Source organism: Mycobacterium sp. IDUB_24 (assembly GCF_055419385.1).
This window is the reverse complement of sequence record NZ_JBVAXO010000001.1, coordinates 173101-186685: the sequence shown is the minus strand read 5'-3', so window position 1 is coordinate 186685 and position 13585 is coordinate 173101. Positions and strand designations below refer to the sequence as shown.

The following is a 13585-nucleotide window of genomic DNA, read 5'->3' as shown; positions in this document are numbered from 1 at the left end:
CCGTCGCACCGGTGCCGGGCGGCCAGTCAGCGCCCCGTCAGGCGAGTACCTGAGCAATGGCAGGATGTTCACGTGCCGAGCGCCCATGCAGACATCAGCCGGCGGCGCGTACTGCTCTCGGCCGCGGCCCTTGCCCTGCTGGGCGCCACCGCCGCCTGCAGTACGTCGACGTCTCAACCTGAAGTGGATGACCTGACCGCGCAGTGGGATCGGGCGCGCGCCGACAGCGCGCTGGCCGCCGACGCGGCCGCCGCACAGCCTCCGCAGGCGCAGGTCACCCGGGCGCTGAACGCGGTGGCGGCCGATCGCACCGCGCACGCCAAGGCCCTGTCTGACGAGTTGACCCGGATGACGGGTGCCGCCCCAGCGAACGCCGCCACCTCCACCACCGGAAGCACGGCCAAGGCCCCGCCCGGCGCCGGGGCAGACGCGTCGGCGCCCAGTGTCGATGACGTGGTCGACGCGCTAAAGGAGTCCGCCGACAAGGCCGCCGGCGTGGCCCGCAGGCTGTCCGGTTATCGCGCCGGCCTGCTCGGATCGATCGCCGCCTCGTGCACGGCCGGCTACACCGTCGCGCTGGGAGGTGCACAGTGACCTCACCCGGACCACGTTCGACCACCTCGCCCGCCCGGCCGACCACGGCCGCCGACGCCGCGCTGTTCGATGCGGTGGCCGTGGAACACGGGGCCATCTACGGCTACGGGCTGGTATCGGCCCATTCGACGGCCGAGGACAACGCCCTGGTGGCCACGGCGATGGCCGAACACCGGGCCCGGCGCGAGGCCGCCATGGCCATGCTCGAAGCACGCTCGGTCACGCCGCCGCTGCCGGCCGCCGGGTATCAGTTGCCGGCGCCGGTAACCGACCCGACCGACGCCGCCAACCTCGCGATTCGCATGGAGGAAGACACCTCGGTCGCCTGGCGTGCGGTGCTCGAACAGGCGACCAGCGCCGACGACCGCACCTTTGCGGTGACCGCACTGACCCAGACTGCCGTCAGCGCGGCCAAGTGGCGCGCGATCGTGAATGCCTGGCCGGTGACGGTCGCGTTCCCGGGCGGCGGTGAATAGCCCCACGCTGCGGTATTGCGCTGACGCCACGTCACCCGTTTCCGCCGATTTCTACCGGAGGGCGGCCGCTCGCGACCCGCAGCCGCCCTGGTGCAGAAAGCGGCAGCCTCAGCCGGCGGTCAGTGCCGCTGAGATCTCGGTGGCAGCGTCGTCGACGGCGATCTCGCGGTTCTCGCCGGTAAACCGGTTGCGAAGCTCCACCACACCGTTGGCGAAACCGCGGCCGACCACCACGATCCACGGCATGCCCAGCAGCTCGGCGTCCTTGAACTTCACCCCGGGTGACGCCTTGCGGTCGTCGAACAGCACCTCATGGCCCAGCCGGTCCAGCGCCGCGACGAGTTCGGTCGCCCCGGTCCGCGCGGCGTCGTCCTTGTTGGCCACCACCACGTGCACGTCGAATGGCGCGACCGACGCCGGCCAGCGCAGGCCCAGCTCGTCGTGCTGCTGCTCGGCGATCACCGCGACCATGCGGGACACCCCGATCCCGTACGAGCCCATCGTGAGCCGCACCGGCTTGCCGTCCTCGCCGAGTACGTCGGCGGTGAAGGCATCGGCGTATTTGCGGCCCAGCTGGAAGATGTGGCCGATCTCGATCCCACGCGCCGAGGTCAGCACACCGGCGCCGTCGGGTGACGGGTCACCGTCGCGGACCTCGGCAGCCTCGATCGTGCCGTCAGGCGTGAAGTCGCGGCCGGCCACCAGTCCGACCACGTGCCTGTTCGGCGCGTCGGCACCGGTGATCCACGCCGTGCCGTCCACCACGCGCGGATCGACGAGGTAGCGAACCCCGTTGTCCAACAATGCCTTCGGACCGACGTAGCCCTTGACCAGGAATGGATTCTTGGCGAAGTCCGCGTCATCGAGAAGGGCGAACTCGGCCGGCTCCAGCGCGGCACCCAGGCGCTTCTCGTCGACCTCACGGTCACCGGGCACCCCCACTGCCAGCAGCTCCCACTCGCCACCGGGCACGCGGGTCTTGAGCAGGACGTTCTTCAGGGTGTCTGCCGCGGTCACCTCACGATCCGAGAACTGTTCCAAGCCAACCGAATTGGCCCAATCCACCAGGGTCGCGATGGTCGGGGTGTCCGGGGTCTCGTGCACCTGTGCCTCGGGCAGACCCTCGATCGGCAGCGGCTCCGGCGCCCGGGTGATCACCGCTTCGACATTGGCCGCGTACCCGGAATCCAGGCAGCGCACGAAGGTGTCCTCACCGACCTCGCTCTCGGCCAGGAACTCCTCGGAGGCACTGCCGCCCATTGCGCCCGAGACCGCCGACACGATCACGTAGCGCACGCCCAGGCGGCCGAAGATCTTCTGGTACGCCTCACGATGGGCGTGGTACGCGTTCTTGAGACCGTCGTCGTCCACATCGAAGGAGTACGAGTCCTTCATGACGAACTCGCGGCCACGCAGAATGCCTGCGCGCGGCCGTGCCTCGTCGCGGTACTTGGTCTGAACCTGGTACAGAATCGTCGGGAAATCTTTGTAGGACGAGTACTCCCCCTTGACGGTCAGCGTGAAGATCTCCTCGTGGGTCGGCCCGAGCAGATAGTCGTTGCCTCGCCGGTCCTGCAAACGGAACAGGGTGTCGCCGTACTCGGTCCACCTGTTGGTGGTCTCATAGGCGCCACGCGGCAGCAGCGCGGGCAGCAGGATCTCCTGGCCGCCGATCGCGTTCATCTCGTCCCGCACGATGCCCTCGATGCGGCGCAGCACCCGCAGGCCCAGCGGCAGCCAGCTGTAGATACCAGGGCCTACCGGCCGGACATAGCCCGCCCGGATCAGCAGCTTGTGGCTGGGCACCTCGGCATCAGCGGGGTCGTCGCGCAGGGTTCTCAGGAACAGCTCGGACATGCGGGTGATCACAGGCGACAACCTTAAGGCGTGTCTTCAGTCACGGCCCTGCCAGGTACAGATGCAGGCCTCGTTCCCCTCCGCGTCGGCTAGTACCCAGAAGCGCGGCGCGACCCGGTCGTTGACCAATGTGCCGCCGGCGGCGAGTGCTGCGTCGACGCGGGCCTGCGCCGCATCGTGGGTGACATCGATGTCGAGGTGGATCCGATTACGTTGCGAGCGGGGCGCATCCATCTGCTGAAACCAGATGGCCGGGCCGCGGCCGAACGGATCGACGAGTCCCGCGTTGAGGTCGATGTTGCCCGGCTCGTCGATGTAGCCCGTGACGGCCTTCCAGAAGGGGCGTACGGCGCCGATGTCGAGGGCGTCGATCGCGATCTCGAATGCCTGGATGGCACCCGGTCCGGTGGACAGCTCGAAGCCATGGGCAGCAAGCGCCTGTGACACCGCGCCGGCCAGCGCGAGGTCCCGCTCGGTCGCCGCATGGGCGTCCTGAGTGCGCAGACGAAGTATGGCCCGGTCACTGCGGATGTCGATCGAAAGATGGCCGGACGCATCGGAACCGGCCGCGCGCACTGCGTGGGCGGCCGCCGAGGCGGCATCGGCCATCGACGGGACCAAGACCTCGGTGTAGATGGCCCCCAGTACCAGCCGCCAGCCCAGCGGACCGACGGCCTCGGAGATCTGCTTACGTGTCAGAGCGCTCACGGGTCGATTGGTCGACATCGATTTCTCCGGCGTCGATGGCTTCCTTGACGTCCTGGGCGTGGGCTACCTGTTTGGAGGTGTAACCGATGAACAACGCCGCAAGGCCGACCAGCACCGCGACCGCGGCCACCCACAACAACCCATAGGTATAACCCGCGTCGAGCGCCGCCAGCTGCGGCCCGTTCATGTCCTTGACCGGGCCGGTGATCCCACCGAGGTACAGGGTGCGCGACGTGATGACGGCCTGGATGATGGCCAGCACCAGCGGACCGCCGAGATTCTGCAGCATCAGCGCGATGGCCGAGGCCGGACCGATACGGTCGATGTCGACACCGGCGATGGCCGACAGGGTCAGGGGCACCACGATCATGCCGATGCCGATACCGCCGATGGTGATCGGCAGCACCAAGTTCGGGAAATACGGGATGCCCGCGTGCAGCGTGGAGCCGTAGAGCATCGCGCCCAGCACGAGGACGCCACCCGCTATGACCACGATGCGCGGCTGGAAGAACCGCACGATCTGGGAGGAGACCCCCAGGCCGATGCCCATCCCGATCACGAACGGGATGAAGCCGACACCGGCGTGCAGGGCGCTGTAGCCCAGGATGTCCTGCACGTACAGGCCGATCAGCACGGTCAAGGTGAACAGAACGCCGCCGGCCAGGAAGATCGCCGCGAACGTGGCGACCCGGTTGCGCTCGTGGAACAGGTCGAACGGCACCACCGGGTTCTCGGCGCTGCGTTCGGCGATGAGGAAGGCAATGCCGAAGACTGCTGCCGCGGCGCCGGAGCCCAGCGTGATCGGGGACAACCAGCCGCTCTCGGGGCCCTGGGTGAATGCGAACACCGCGGCCGTACAGGCCAGCGTGGCCAGCAGCGCGCCAGCGGCGTCCAACTTCATCCGCTCGCGGTGCGTTTCCTGCAGCGAGGTACGGGCCAGGTACAGCATCACCAGACCGATGGGCACGTTGACCAGGAACGCGAGTCGCCAGGACACCTCGGTGAGAGCTCCGCCGACCACCAGGCCCATCACCGAGCCGATGGCGGTCATTGCTCCGAACACTGCGGTGGCGGCGTTGCGGGCCGGGCCTTTGGGGAACGTCGTCGCGACGAGCGCGAGCCCTGTGGGTGCCGCGATCGCGGCGCCGACGCCCTGCAGCAGCCGGGCGACGACCAGGGTGGTCTCGTTCCAGGCGATGCCGCACAGGATCGAGGCGATGATGAACAACGCGACGCCGACGATGAAGGTGCGCTTACGACCGATGGTGTCGCCGAGCCGTCCGCCGAGCAGCATCAAGCCACCGAAGGTGAGGACGTAGGCGGTGATGACCCAGCTACGTCCCGCGTCGGAAAGGCCGAGCTCGTCCTGGATCTTCGGAAGTGCCACGATCGCGACCGTGCTGTCCATGGTGGCCAGCAGCTGCATGCCACCGATCGCGATGACCGCGGAAAGGAAGCCCCAGGACGGGAACCAGGACGGGAGGCGGGCAGCGAGGCCCTGGCGCTCGGCGTCGTTGAGTGCCGTCATAGCGGGTCACCTTACCGGAATCTTAAGAATCCTTTAACCGGCGAAGGCCGCCACCGGTCCGATCACGATGATCGCCGGAGGTCGAATGCCGTCCGCGCGGATCCGCTCGGGCGCGTCGCCGAGCGTGGCCCGCAGCGTGCGCTGAGCGACAGTCGTGCCGTGCTGCACCACCAGAACGGGCGTATCCGCAGGTCGGCCGCCCTCCAGAAGGGCCTTGGTGAACAGTTCGATGCGCTCGACGGCCATCAGCAGCACGATGGTGCCCGTCATCGCTGCCAGTGCGTTCCAATTCACTAACGATTCGGGGTGGCCGGGCGCAACATGGCCGCTGACCACCACGAACTCGTGGGTCATGCCCCGGTGCGTGACCGGAACCCCGGCCAGTGCGGGTACCGATATGGCACTCGTCACACCCGGGACGACAGTGACCGGGATACCGGCCTCGGTGCACGCCAGGACCTCTTCATATCCGCGCGCGAAGACGAACGGATCGCCGCCCTTGAGGCGGACGACGAACTTTCCGGCGCGGGCCCGGTCCACCAGCACCTGGTTGATCGCGTCCTGAGCCATCGCCCGCCCGTACGGGATCTTGGCCGCGTCGATCACCTCGACATGGGGGCCGAGTTCGGCCAGCAACTCCTGCGGAGCCAGCCGGTCGGCGACCACGACGTCGGCGCGGGCCAGCAGGCGTCGTCCGCGCACGGTGATCAGCTCGGGGTCGCCCGGACCACCGCCGACGAGGGCCACCCCGCTGGGAGTCTCCCCCGGCTCGCTACCGGCGTCTGTGGTGAGCAGACCGCGTTGCAGCGCTTCGTGGATGGCGGTGCGGATGGCCGCCGACCGGCGGTGCTCACCGCCGGCCAGGACGCCCACCGAGAGTCCATCGGAGTCGAATGTCGCCGGGGTCACCGCGGATCCTTCGCGAGCCACGTCGGCGCGGACGCAGAAGATGCGCCGCTCGTCGGCTTCGGCGGCGATGGCCGCGTTGACCTCGGAATCGTCGGTGGCGGCGAGCACATACCAGGCGCCGTCAAGATCCCCGGGGCGGAAGTCGCGCAGCTGCAGGGTGATCCCCGGTTCGTCGTGCGACAGTGCCTCCACCGCAGGGCTCGCCGCTCGGGCGATGACATGTACGTCGGCGCCGTGGGCGATCAGCAGGGGCAGCCGACGTTGCGCGACGGTTCCGCCGCCGACAACGACGACCTTCTTGCCCGACAGGCGCAGGCCGACGAGGTAGGCATTCTCGGTCACCCGCCGAGCTTAGAGGTTGCTGCCGTGGTCACGAAGCGGGTGATGGCCTCAGGGTGCGCGGCGGGGTGGGTGTGCAGATATCCGGCGTGCACACCGAGCTGCACCGCGCCGTCCCGCCGGGCTGCCTGGCCCGCGGTCGCGAATGCCCAGGCCGGCGGTTGATCGTCGACGAATTCCACTGCAGTTCGGTGGAATTCGTGGCCGGTAACCCGATTGCCTGCCGCGTGCAGGCTGGAGTCGACAACCGCGACGGCGTCGCGGTAGCCCAGCGTGAGGCGTTCGGTGAAGCGTGCCGAGCCGGCGAGCACACCGCACATCGGCACGCCGTCGAGATCGTCGACCAGATACGTCAGGCCCGCGCATTCGGCATGCACAGGGGCGCCCCGGGTGGCGAGATCCCTGATCTGCTGGCGGACAAGATCGTTGGCCGACAGCTCGGCGGTGAACTGTTCGGGGAATCCGCCGGGCAGTACCAGCGCATCCGCACCGGCAGGCAGAGCTTCGGACAGCGGGTCGAACTCGGCGACCTGCGCGCCGGCCCCGCGTAACAGTTCGGCGTGTTCGGCATAGCTGAAGCTGAACGCCTTACCGGCAGCCAGGGCCACCGTGACATTGGTCACCGATTCGGCGACCGGGCTCCACGACTCGGCGGTGACGTGGGCCGCGGATGCGGATACCAGGGCCTCGAGATCGACGTGGCGGGCCACCAGCGCGGTCATCGCGGCCACCGCGTCGCGCGCCTGACGGCCGTGCTCCACTGCGGTGATGAGACCGAGATGTCTTGACGGGACGGATAATTCGTCATTCCGAGGAATCGCGCCGAGCACCGCCACACCGGCATGCTCACACGCCTGGCGCAGGACCGCCTCGTGCCGGTCCGAGCCCACCCGGTTGAGGATGACCCCGGCGATCCGCACCGCGGGGTCGAAGGTGACGAAGCCGTGGATCAGCGCGGCGATGCTGTGGCTCTGCCCGCGGGCGTCGACCACCAGCACCACCGGGGCCCCCAGAAGCCCGGCGACCTGGGCCGCCGAACCTCGCGGGATACCGGTCATCTGCGACTCGATGCGGCCGTCGAACAGGCCCATCACACCCTCGACCACCGCGATGTCGGCACCGGCGCAGCCGTGCCGGTACAGCGGGCCGATCAGATCCTCACCGACCAGCACCGGGTCCAGATTGCGGCCCGGGCGGCCGGCTGCGAGCGCATGGTAGCCGGGGTCGATGAAGTCCGGGCCCACCTTGAACGGCGCGGGAGTGTGACCGGCCTGGCGCAGTGCACCTACCAAACCTGTTGCCACCGTGGTCTTCCCGCTGCCCGAGGCCGGTGCAGCGATCACCACCGCGGGCACAGTTACCACTCGATGCCTTTCTGGCCTTTGCGGCCGGCATCCATCGGATGCTTGATCTTGGTCATTTCGGTCACCAGGTCCGCGGCGTCGATCAGGGCCTGCGGGGCATCCCGGCCGGTGATCACCACGTGCTGGGTGCCCGGGCGGGCATTCAGTACCTCGACTACTTCTTCTACGGCAACCCAGCCCCACTTGAGCGGATAGGTGAACTCATCGAGCACGTAGAAGTCGTGACGTTCCTCGGCCAGCCGACGTTTGATCTCGGCCCAGCCGTCGGCGGCGGCCGCCGCGTGGTCGACGTCATCGCCGTGCTTACGCGTCCAGGACCAGCCCGAGCCCATCTTGTGCCACTCGACGGGGCCGCCCGCACCGTGCTCGTCGTGCAGCCGACCGAGCTGACCGAATACGGCCTCTTCCCCGACCTTCCACTTCGCGCTCTTGACGAACTGGAACACCGCCACCGAGAAGCCCTGGTTCCAGGCCCGCAGAGCCATCCCGAAGGCCGCGGTGGACTTGCCCTTCCCTGGCCCGGTGTGCACGGCGAGCAGCGGCGCGTTGCGGCGGGCCTTGGTGGTGAGGCCGTCGTCGGGGACGGTCAGCGGCTGTCCCTGTGGCATTGGGCGGTCCTCTCTTTCTGCGTCTCGGGCCGCGCTAGGCGGCGGTCTGGTGCTGGACGAGCCGGGTCAGTTCGGCCGCGCGCAACTGCTCGAGCCGGACTGCCGGCGACCCCAGCTGTTCGGCCAGTTGCCCGGCCAATCCGAGTCGCACAAACGATGTTTCACAGTCGACCACCACAGCGGCAGCACCCTCGGCCACCAGAGCGGCCGCGGCTTGTCTGGTGCGGCCCAGCGGATCCGGGCCACCCGTGGCGCGACCGTCGGTGAGCACCACCACCAGGCTGCGCCTGGCGCGGTCGCGGGCCTTCTCGCGGATCACCAGGTCACGGGCGGCCAGCAGGCCTTGGGCCAGCGGGGTCTTGCCTCCGGTGTCGAACCGCGCCAGCCGCCGACTGGCGATGTGCACCGAGGTGGTGGGCGGCAGCAGCACCCGCGCGTCCTGTTGGCGGAACGTGATCACCGCGACCTTGTCCCGCCGCTGGTAGGCATCGCGCAGCAGGGACAACGTCGCGCCGGTGACCGCCGACATCCGGTCGCGGGCGGCCATGGACCCGGAGGCGTCGACGACGAAGATCACCAGATTGCCCTCGCGGCCTTCGCGTACCGCACGGCGGATGTCTTCGGGCCGGGGGCGCGGCAGGCCGGCGCCCTGTTGGCGGCCTGCAGTGGCGAGCAGGGTGGCGAACATGTGCAACCCGTGCCCGGCGCCGGGCTCCGCGGTGGCCGCGATGGGAGTGCCGGTGCGATTGCGTGCGCGTGAGCGGCGGCCTGGGGCGCCCTCCCCGACACCGGGCACCACCAGCGCCCTGGTCCGGAATACCGACGACGGCGGGGCACTCGGCCGCGTCGAGGGTTGTTTCGAACTGCCCTGTGGCGCGCCACTTTCCGAGCCGGAATCTGCTCCACCACCGGGCGGATCGAAGTCGGGATCGAAGTCCGGGTCTGACGGCTCGGGATCCTGTCCGGCTTGCGCGGCCGACTCCCCTGCCTGCTGCATCGCCTCTTCGAGGCGTTCGGGGTCCAGCCCCGGATCGTCGAACGGGTCACGACGGCGCCGGTGCGGCAAGGCCAGTTCAGCAGCCACCCGGATGTCTTCTTCGGCGACCGTGGTGGCACCGCGCCAGGCGGCATGGGCGACAGCGGTGCGCGCCACCACCAGGTCGGCGCGCATCCCGTCGACGTCGAACGCCGCGCACAGGGCGGCAATACGGCGCAGTTCGCTGTCGGGCAGGACCACCGAGCCGATCGCTGCCCGGGCCGCGGTGATACGCCCGGCCAGTTCGGCGTCGGCAGCCGCGTGTCGATCGACGAAACCCCGCGGGTCGGCTTCGAACGCCATGCGGGCGCGGATCACCTCGACGCGGACGTCGACATCGCGTGAGGCGGCGACGTCGACGGTCAGCCCGAACCGATCCAACAGCTGGGGACGCAGTTCACCTTCCTCGGGGTTCATCGTGCCGATCAGGACGAATCGGGACTCGTGTGAGTGCGAAATCCCTTCGCGCTCAACATGGACCCGGCCCATGGCAGCGGCGTCGAGCAGCACGTCCACCAGGTGGTCGTGCAGCAGGTTGACCTCGTCGACGTAGAGGACGCCGCCGTGGGCGCGGGCCAGCAGGCCCGGCGAGAAGGCGTGTTCGCCGTCGCGGAGCACCTTCTGCAAGTCCAGCGATCCGACCACCCGGTCCTCGGTCGCGCCGATCGGCAGTTCCACCAGTCGGGCATCGTCGTCGACTGCGGAAAGCACCGCGGCCAGGCCACGGACCGCGGTGGATTTCGCGGTCCCCTTCTCACCGCGGATCAGAACGCCGCCGATCTCAGGGTGAACCGCGCACAGCAGCAGGGCCAGGCGCAGCCGGTCCTGCCCCACCAGTGCGCTGAACGGGTAGGTCTGGGTCTCCGCCGTCATCAGACTCGCTCTCGCGTCACATCGGCTCCGGGCCGCACCATCGGCACATGAGGGATACCGTCGTCAAGGAATTCGTCGCCGTCGCGGACGAATCCGTGCCGGCCGTACATGTCGACCAGGTAGGTCTGGGCGTTGATGCGGCACGGGTAGTCGCCGACCTCGGCCAGCGCGGCCTGCATCAGCCGGGTGGTGTGCCCGCTACCGCGAGCGCTGCGTTTGGTGCACACCCGGCCGATCCGGAACGCCTTCTCTCCCCCGGGATGCTCCTCCATCAAACGCAGTGTCGAAATGACTTCTCCGTCGGGTGTTTCCAGCCAGAAGTGGCGGGTCTCAGCGAGCAGATCGCGGCCGTCGAGCTCCGGGTAGGGGGTCGCCTGCTCCACCACGAACACCTCGACACGGAGCTTGAGCAGCTCGTAAAGCGTTGGTACGTCGAGGTCTTTGGCCCAGCTCCGGCGTAGCGCGACCGTCATCCGCCCGCCCCGGTCACGCTGTCACAGGGGCGTCCAGTAGGAGCGCCTTACTGCCCCACGCCCAGACCTCCTCGAACAAGCCCGGTTCGTCGGACAACTTGGTGCCCAGCGACGGCACCATCTCCTTGAGCTTGGGTAGCCAGCTCTGGTAGCGATCGGTGAAGCAGCGCTCCAGCACGTCGAGCATGGCCGGCACCGCAGTGGAGGCGCCCGGCGAGGCGCCCAGCAGACCGGCGATGCTGCCGTCGGCCGCCGTGAGCACGGTGGTGCCGAACTCCAGCACGCCGCCAGCGCCCTTGCGCCGGATCACCTGTACGCGCTGCCCGGCGATGTCGAGTTCCCAATCGGAATCGACTGCGCTGGGCGCGAATTCGCGCAACGTATCGACGCGCGCGGCCTCGCTCAGCAGCAGCTGGCCGACCAGGTAGTTCACCAGACCCATCTCGGTGAGACCGACACCGAGCATGGACATGATGTTGTTGGGCTTGACCGACAACGGCAGGTCGGTGAACTTGCCCTGCTTGAGGAACTTCGGCGTCCAACCGGCGAACGGGCCGAACAACAACCACGATTTACCGTTGATCACGCGGGTATCCAGGTGCGGCACCGACATCGGCGGCGCACCCAGCGGCGGCAACCCGTACACCTTGGCCTGGTGGCCTGCGGTCAGCGCCTGATTGTTGGTCCGCAGGAATGCGCCGCCGACCGGGAATCCGCCGAAGCCCTTGGCCTCCGGGATGCCCGCCTTCTGCAGCAGTGGCAGCGCACCGCCACCGGCGCCGACGAACACGAACTTGGCATTGAACTTGCGCTTGAGGCCGGTGCGCCGGTTGGTCACCTTGAGCGTCCAGGTGCCGTCCGATTCCTTGCGCAGATTGCGCACCTCGTGGCCGAAAAGGGTGTCCATCCCGCGCTGCGCAGTAAAGCCGATCAACTGGCGCGAGAGCGCGCCGAAGTCGACATCGGTACCGTGCTGCGACCAGTTCAGCCCGACCGGATCGGAGAAATCACGCTTGGCCGCCATGAACGGCAGCCGGCGGGCGAACTCGTCCTTGTCGTCGATGAATTCCATCGAGGCGAACAGCGGATTGCCGACGAGCGCCTGGTGCCGACGCTTGAGGTAGTCCACGTTGCCGGCACCGTGGACAAAACTGACGTGCGGGACCGGATTGAGGAAGCCGCGCACATCGGGCAGCACGCCGTTCTCGGCCGCATAGGCCCAGAACTGCCGCGACACCTGAAACTGCTCGTTGACGTTGATGGCCTTGGCGGTGTCGATCGAGCCGTCGGACAGTTCGGGGGTGTAGTTCAGCTCACACAGCGCCGAGTGTCCGGTGCCTGCGTTGTTCCACGGATCGCTGCTCTCGGCGGCAGCGCCGTCGAGACGCTCGATCATGGTGATGGACCAGTCCGGTTCCAGCATGCGGATCAGAGCGCCGAGGGTTGCGCTCATGATGCCGGCCCCAACCAGCACGACGTCAGTCTTCACGGTCGTACCCACGTTTGACTCAGACACCCTGATCGCTCGTCCTTTGCATTGCGCGGCCCGTCGCCGTCGACGGGCTTTCTGTTATTCCAAGGTTATCGCGCGACGAATCCCAGTTGGCCAGGCATGGTAGTGCGATCCGTCACCCATCCGTCCTCCTCAGCGCCACGACAGTCCGCCAACCACCCCCGATCTGGTGCGTGGCCCAGCAACCTTGCAGGTCCTCGGGCCGGCAACGGACTCCGCTACGTCATTACGACGCCGGTTTCCAGCGCGCAGCTAGGGTGGAACCGTGACGTCACGGGAGCCCGCTTGGGAGCCGGATGTGTTGCCGGGGTTCTGGCAGCAGACCATCGATTCAGGACCCGATCCCGACGGCGAAGGCGACCTGGTCGCCACGCTGGTACGCCGGGGTCCGGGCGCCACAGCGAACGGGGCGACACGGCCCGGCCACGCCGTGCTGGCACTGCACGGCTACACCGACTACTTCTTCCACACCGAACTGGCCGATCGATTCGTCGAGCGCGGCTTCGCGTTCTATGCGCTGGATCTGCCCAAGTGCGGACGCTCCCGGCATGACGGCCAGACCGCGCATTTCACCACCGATCTGGCGCGGTACGACAACGAGTTGCAGCGGGCACTGGAGGTGATCGCGGCCGACACCGGCGATGCCACGGTGTGCCTGTACGGGCATTCGGCGGGCGGGCTGATCCTGACGTTGTTCGCCGATCGCCTGCGCCGCAGCGGGCGGCTCGCCCAGCTTCGCGTCGGGGGGCTGATCCTCAACAGCCCGTTCTTCGATCTGCACGGACCGGCGATCCTGCGAACCGCACCCACGTCGGCGGCCCTGATCGCCCTGGCCCGCTTACGCAAGCTGTCGGTGATCCGTAAACCCACCGAAGGCGGTTACGGCACCACCCTGCATCGCGATTACGGCGGCGAGTTCGACTACAACCTGGACTGGAAACCGTTGGGGGGCTTCCCGGTGACGATCGGATGGATCAACGCCATCCGCCGCGGGCAGGCCCGGCTGCACCGCGGCCTGGACGTCGGCGTACCGAACCTGATCCTGCGGTCGGACCGCAGCGTCACCGAAACATCCGACCCCGCCTCGATGCAGCGCGGTGATGCCGTGCTCGATGTCACCCAGATCGCCCGGTGGTCCGGTTGCGTGGGTAACCACACGACCATCGCCCCTGTCACCGACGCCAAACACGACGTTTTCCTGTCGGTCGCCGACGCCCGCGCGGCGGCCTACCGCGAGCTCGACCGGTGGTTGGACTACTACCTCAATCTGCAAACCCGGCCGAGCACAACATCTTCGGGATAGGACC

12 protein-coding genes are annotated in these 13585 nt (G+C 68.4%); 3 read left to right on the top strand and 9 right to left on the bottom strand.

Translation table 11 applies throughout. The features are described from left to right. The first annotated feature begins 72 nt into the window (after positions 1 to 72). The gene (locus ACZYZF_RS00875) at positions 73 to 594 is read left to right on the top strand and encodes a hypothetical protein (protein ID WP_463834285.1); all 522 of its coding nucleotides are present in this window, start codon (positions 73 to 75) and stop codon (positions 592 to 594) included. Next, positions 591 to 1070, top strand: a complete 480-nt coding sequence (locus tag ACZYZF_RS00870) for a ferritin-like domain-containing protein (RefSeq protein ID WP_463745475.1) — start codon at positions 591 to 593, stop codon at positions 1068 to 1070. The genes ACZYZF_RS00875 and ACZYZF_RS00870 overlap by 4 nt, the downstream gene beginning before the upstream one ends. Before the next feature lie 108 nt (positions 1071 to 1178). Here ACZYZF_RS00870 and ACZYZF_RS00865 read toward each other — a convergent pair whose 3' ends face one another. The 9 genes from ACZYZF_RS00865 to mqo are packed head-to-tail and all read right to left on the bottom strand — an operon-like array spanning position 1179 to position 12218. Continuing rightward, entirely contained in the window at positions 1179 to 2939 is a 1761-nt protein-coding gene (locus ACZYZF_RS00865) for a proline--tRNA ligase (RefSeq protein ID WP_463745474.1), read from the bottom strand. 24 nt (positions 2940 to 2963) lie between these two features. Then, positions 2964 to 3635, bottom strand: coding sequence for a VOC family protein (locus tag ACZYZF_RS00860; RefSeq protein WP_463745473.1), 672 nt, complete (start codon positions 3633 to 3635; stop codon positions 2964 to 2966). Further along, a complete protein-coding gene (locus ACZYZF_RS00855) occupies positions 3616 to 5163 on the bottom strand; it encodes an MFS transporter (RefSeq protein WP_463745472.1) in 1548 nt (515 codons plus the stop codon). The genes ACZYZF_RS00860 and ACZYZF_RS00855 overlap by 20 nt, the downstream gene beginning before the upstream one ends. A gap of 33 nt (positions 5164 to 5196) precedes the next feature. After that, on the bottom strand, positions 5197 to 6414 hold the full coding sequence (gene cobA, locus ACZYZF_RS00850) for a uroporphyrinogen-III C-methyltransferase (RefSeq protein ID WP_463745471.1): 1218 nt from the start codon (positions 6412 to 6414) through the stop codon (positions 5197 to 5199). Continuing rightward, on the bottom strand, positions 6411 to 7766 hold the full coding sequence (locus ACZYZF_RS00845; protein WP_463745470.1) for a cobyrinate a,c-diamide synthase: 1356 nt from the start codon (positions 7764 to 7766) through the stop codon (positions 6411 to 6413). Before ACZYZF_RS00845 ends, cobA begins: the two co-directional genes overlap by 4 nt. 2 nt (positions 7767 to 7768) lie before the next feature. After that, positions 7769 to 8383, bottom strand: coding sequence for a cob(I)yrinic acid a,c-diamide adenosyltransferase (gene cobO, locus ACZYZF_RS00840; RefSeq protein ID WP_463745469.1), 615 nt, complete (start codon positions 8381 to 8383; stop codon positions 7769 to 7771). A gap of 34 nt (positions 8384 to 8417) precedes the next feature. After that, positions 8418 to 10292: a magnesium chelatase subunit D family protein gene (locus ACZYZF_RS00835; protein WP_463745468.1), complete on the bottom strand. Its 1875-nt coding sequence runs from the start codon at positions 10290 to 10292 to the stop codon at positions 8418 to 8420. After that, on the bottom strand, positions 10292 to 10765 hold the full coding sequence (locus ACZYZF_RS00830; protein WP_463745467.1) for a GNAT family N-acetyltransferase: 474 nt from the start codon (positions 10763 to 10765) through the stop codon (positions 10292 to 10294). Before ACZYZF_RS00830 ends, ACZYZF_RS00835 begins: the two co-directional genes overlap by 1 nt. A 13-nt stretch (positions 10766 to 10778) precedes the next feature. Continuing rightward, positions 10779 to 12218: a malate dehydrogenase (quinone) gene (gene mqo, locus ACZYZF_RS00825; RefSeq protein ID WP_463745966.1), complete on the bottom strand. Its 1440-nt coding sequence runs from the start codon at positions 12216 to 12218 to the stop codon at positions 10779 to 10781. Between the two features lie 325 nt (positions 12219 to 12543). Between mqo and ACZYZF_RS00820 the strand changes: the two genes are divergently transcribed. Next, positions 12544 to 13581 (top strand): alpha/beta hydrolase, encoded by a 1038-nt coding sequence (locus tag ACZYZF_RS00820; protein ID WP_463834284.1) that lies wholly within the window; start codon positions 12544 to 12546, stop codon positions 13579 to 13581. The last annotated feature ends 4 nt before the right edge of the window (positions 13582 to 13585 follow it).

Coding starts and splice junctions, on each gene's coding strand:
- ACZYZF_RS00855 (WP_463745472.1), bottom strand. CDS start 5,163: ATGACGGCACTCAACGACGCCGAGCGCCAGGGCCTCGCTGCCCGCCTC.
- cobO (WP_463745469.1), bottom strand. CDS start 8,383: ATGCCACAGGGACAGCCGCTGACCGTCCCCGACGACGGCCTCACCACC.
- ACZYZF_RS00835 (WP_463745468.1), bottom strand. CDS start 10,292: ATGACGGCGGAGACCCAGACCTACCCGTTCAGCGCACTGGTGGGGCAG.
- ACZYZF_RS00830 (WP_463745467.1), bottom strand. CDS start 10,765: ATGACGGTCGCGCTACGCCGGAGCTGGGCCAAAGACCTCGACGTACCA.
- mqo (WP_463745966.1), bottom strand. CDS start 12,218: ATGAGCGCAACCCTCGGCGCTCTGATCCGCATGCTGGAACCGGACTGG.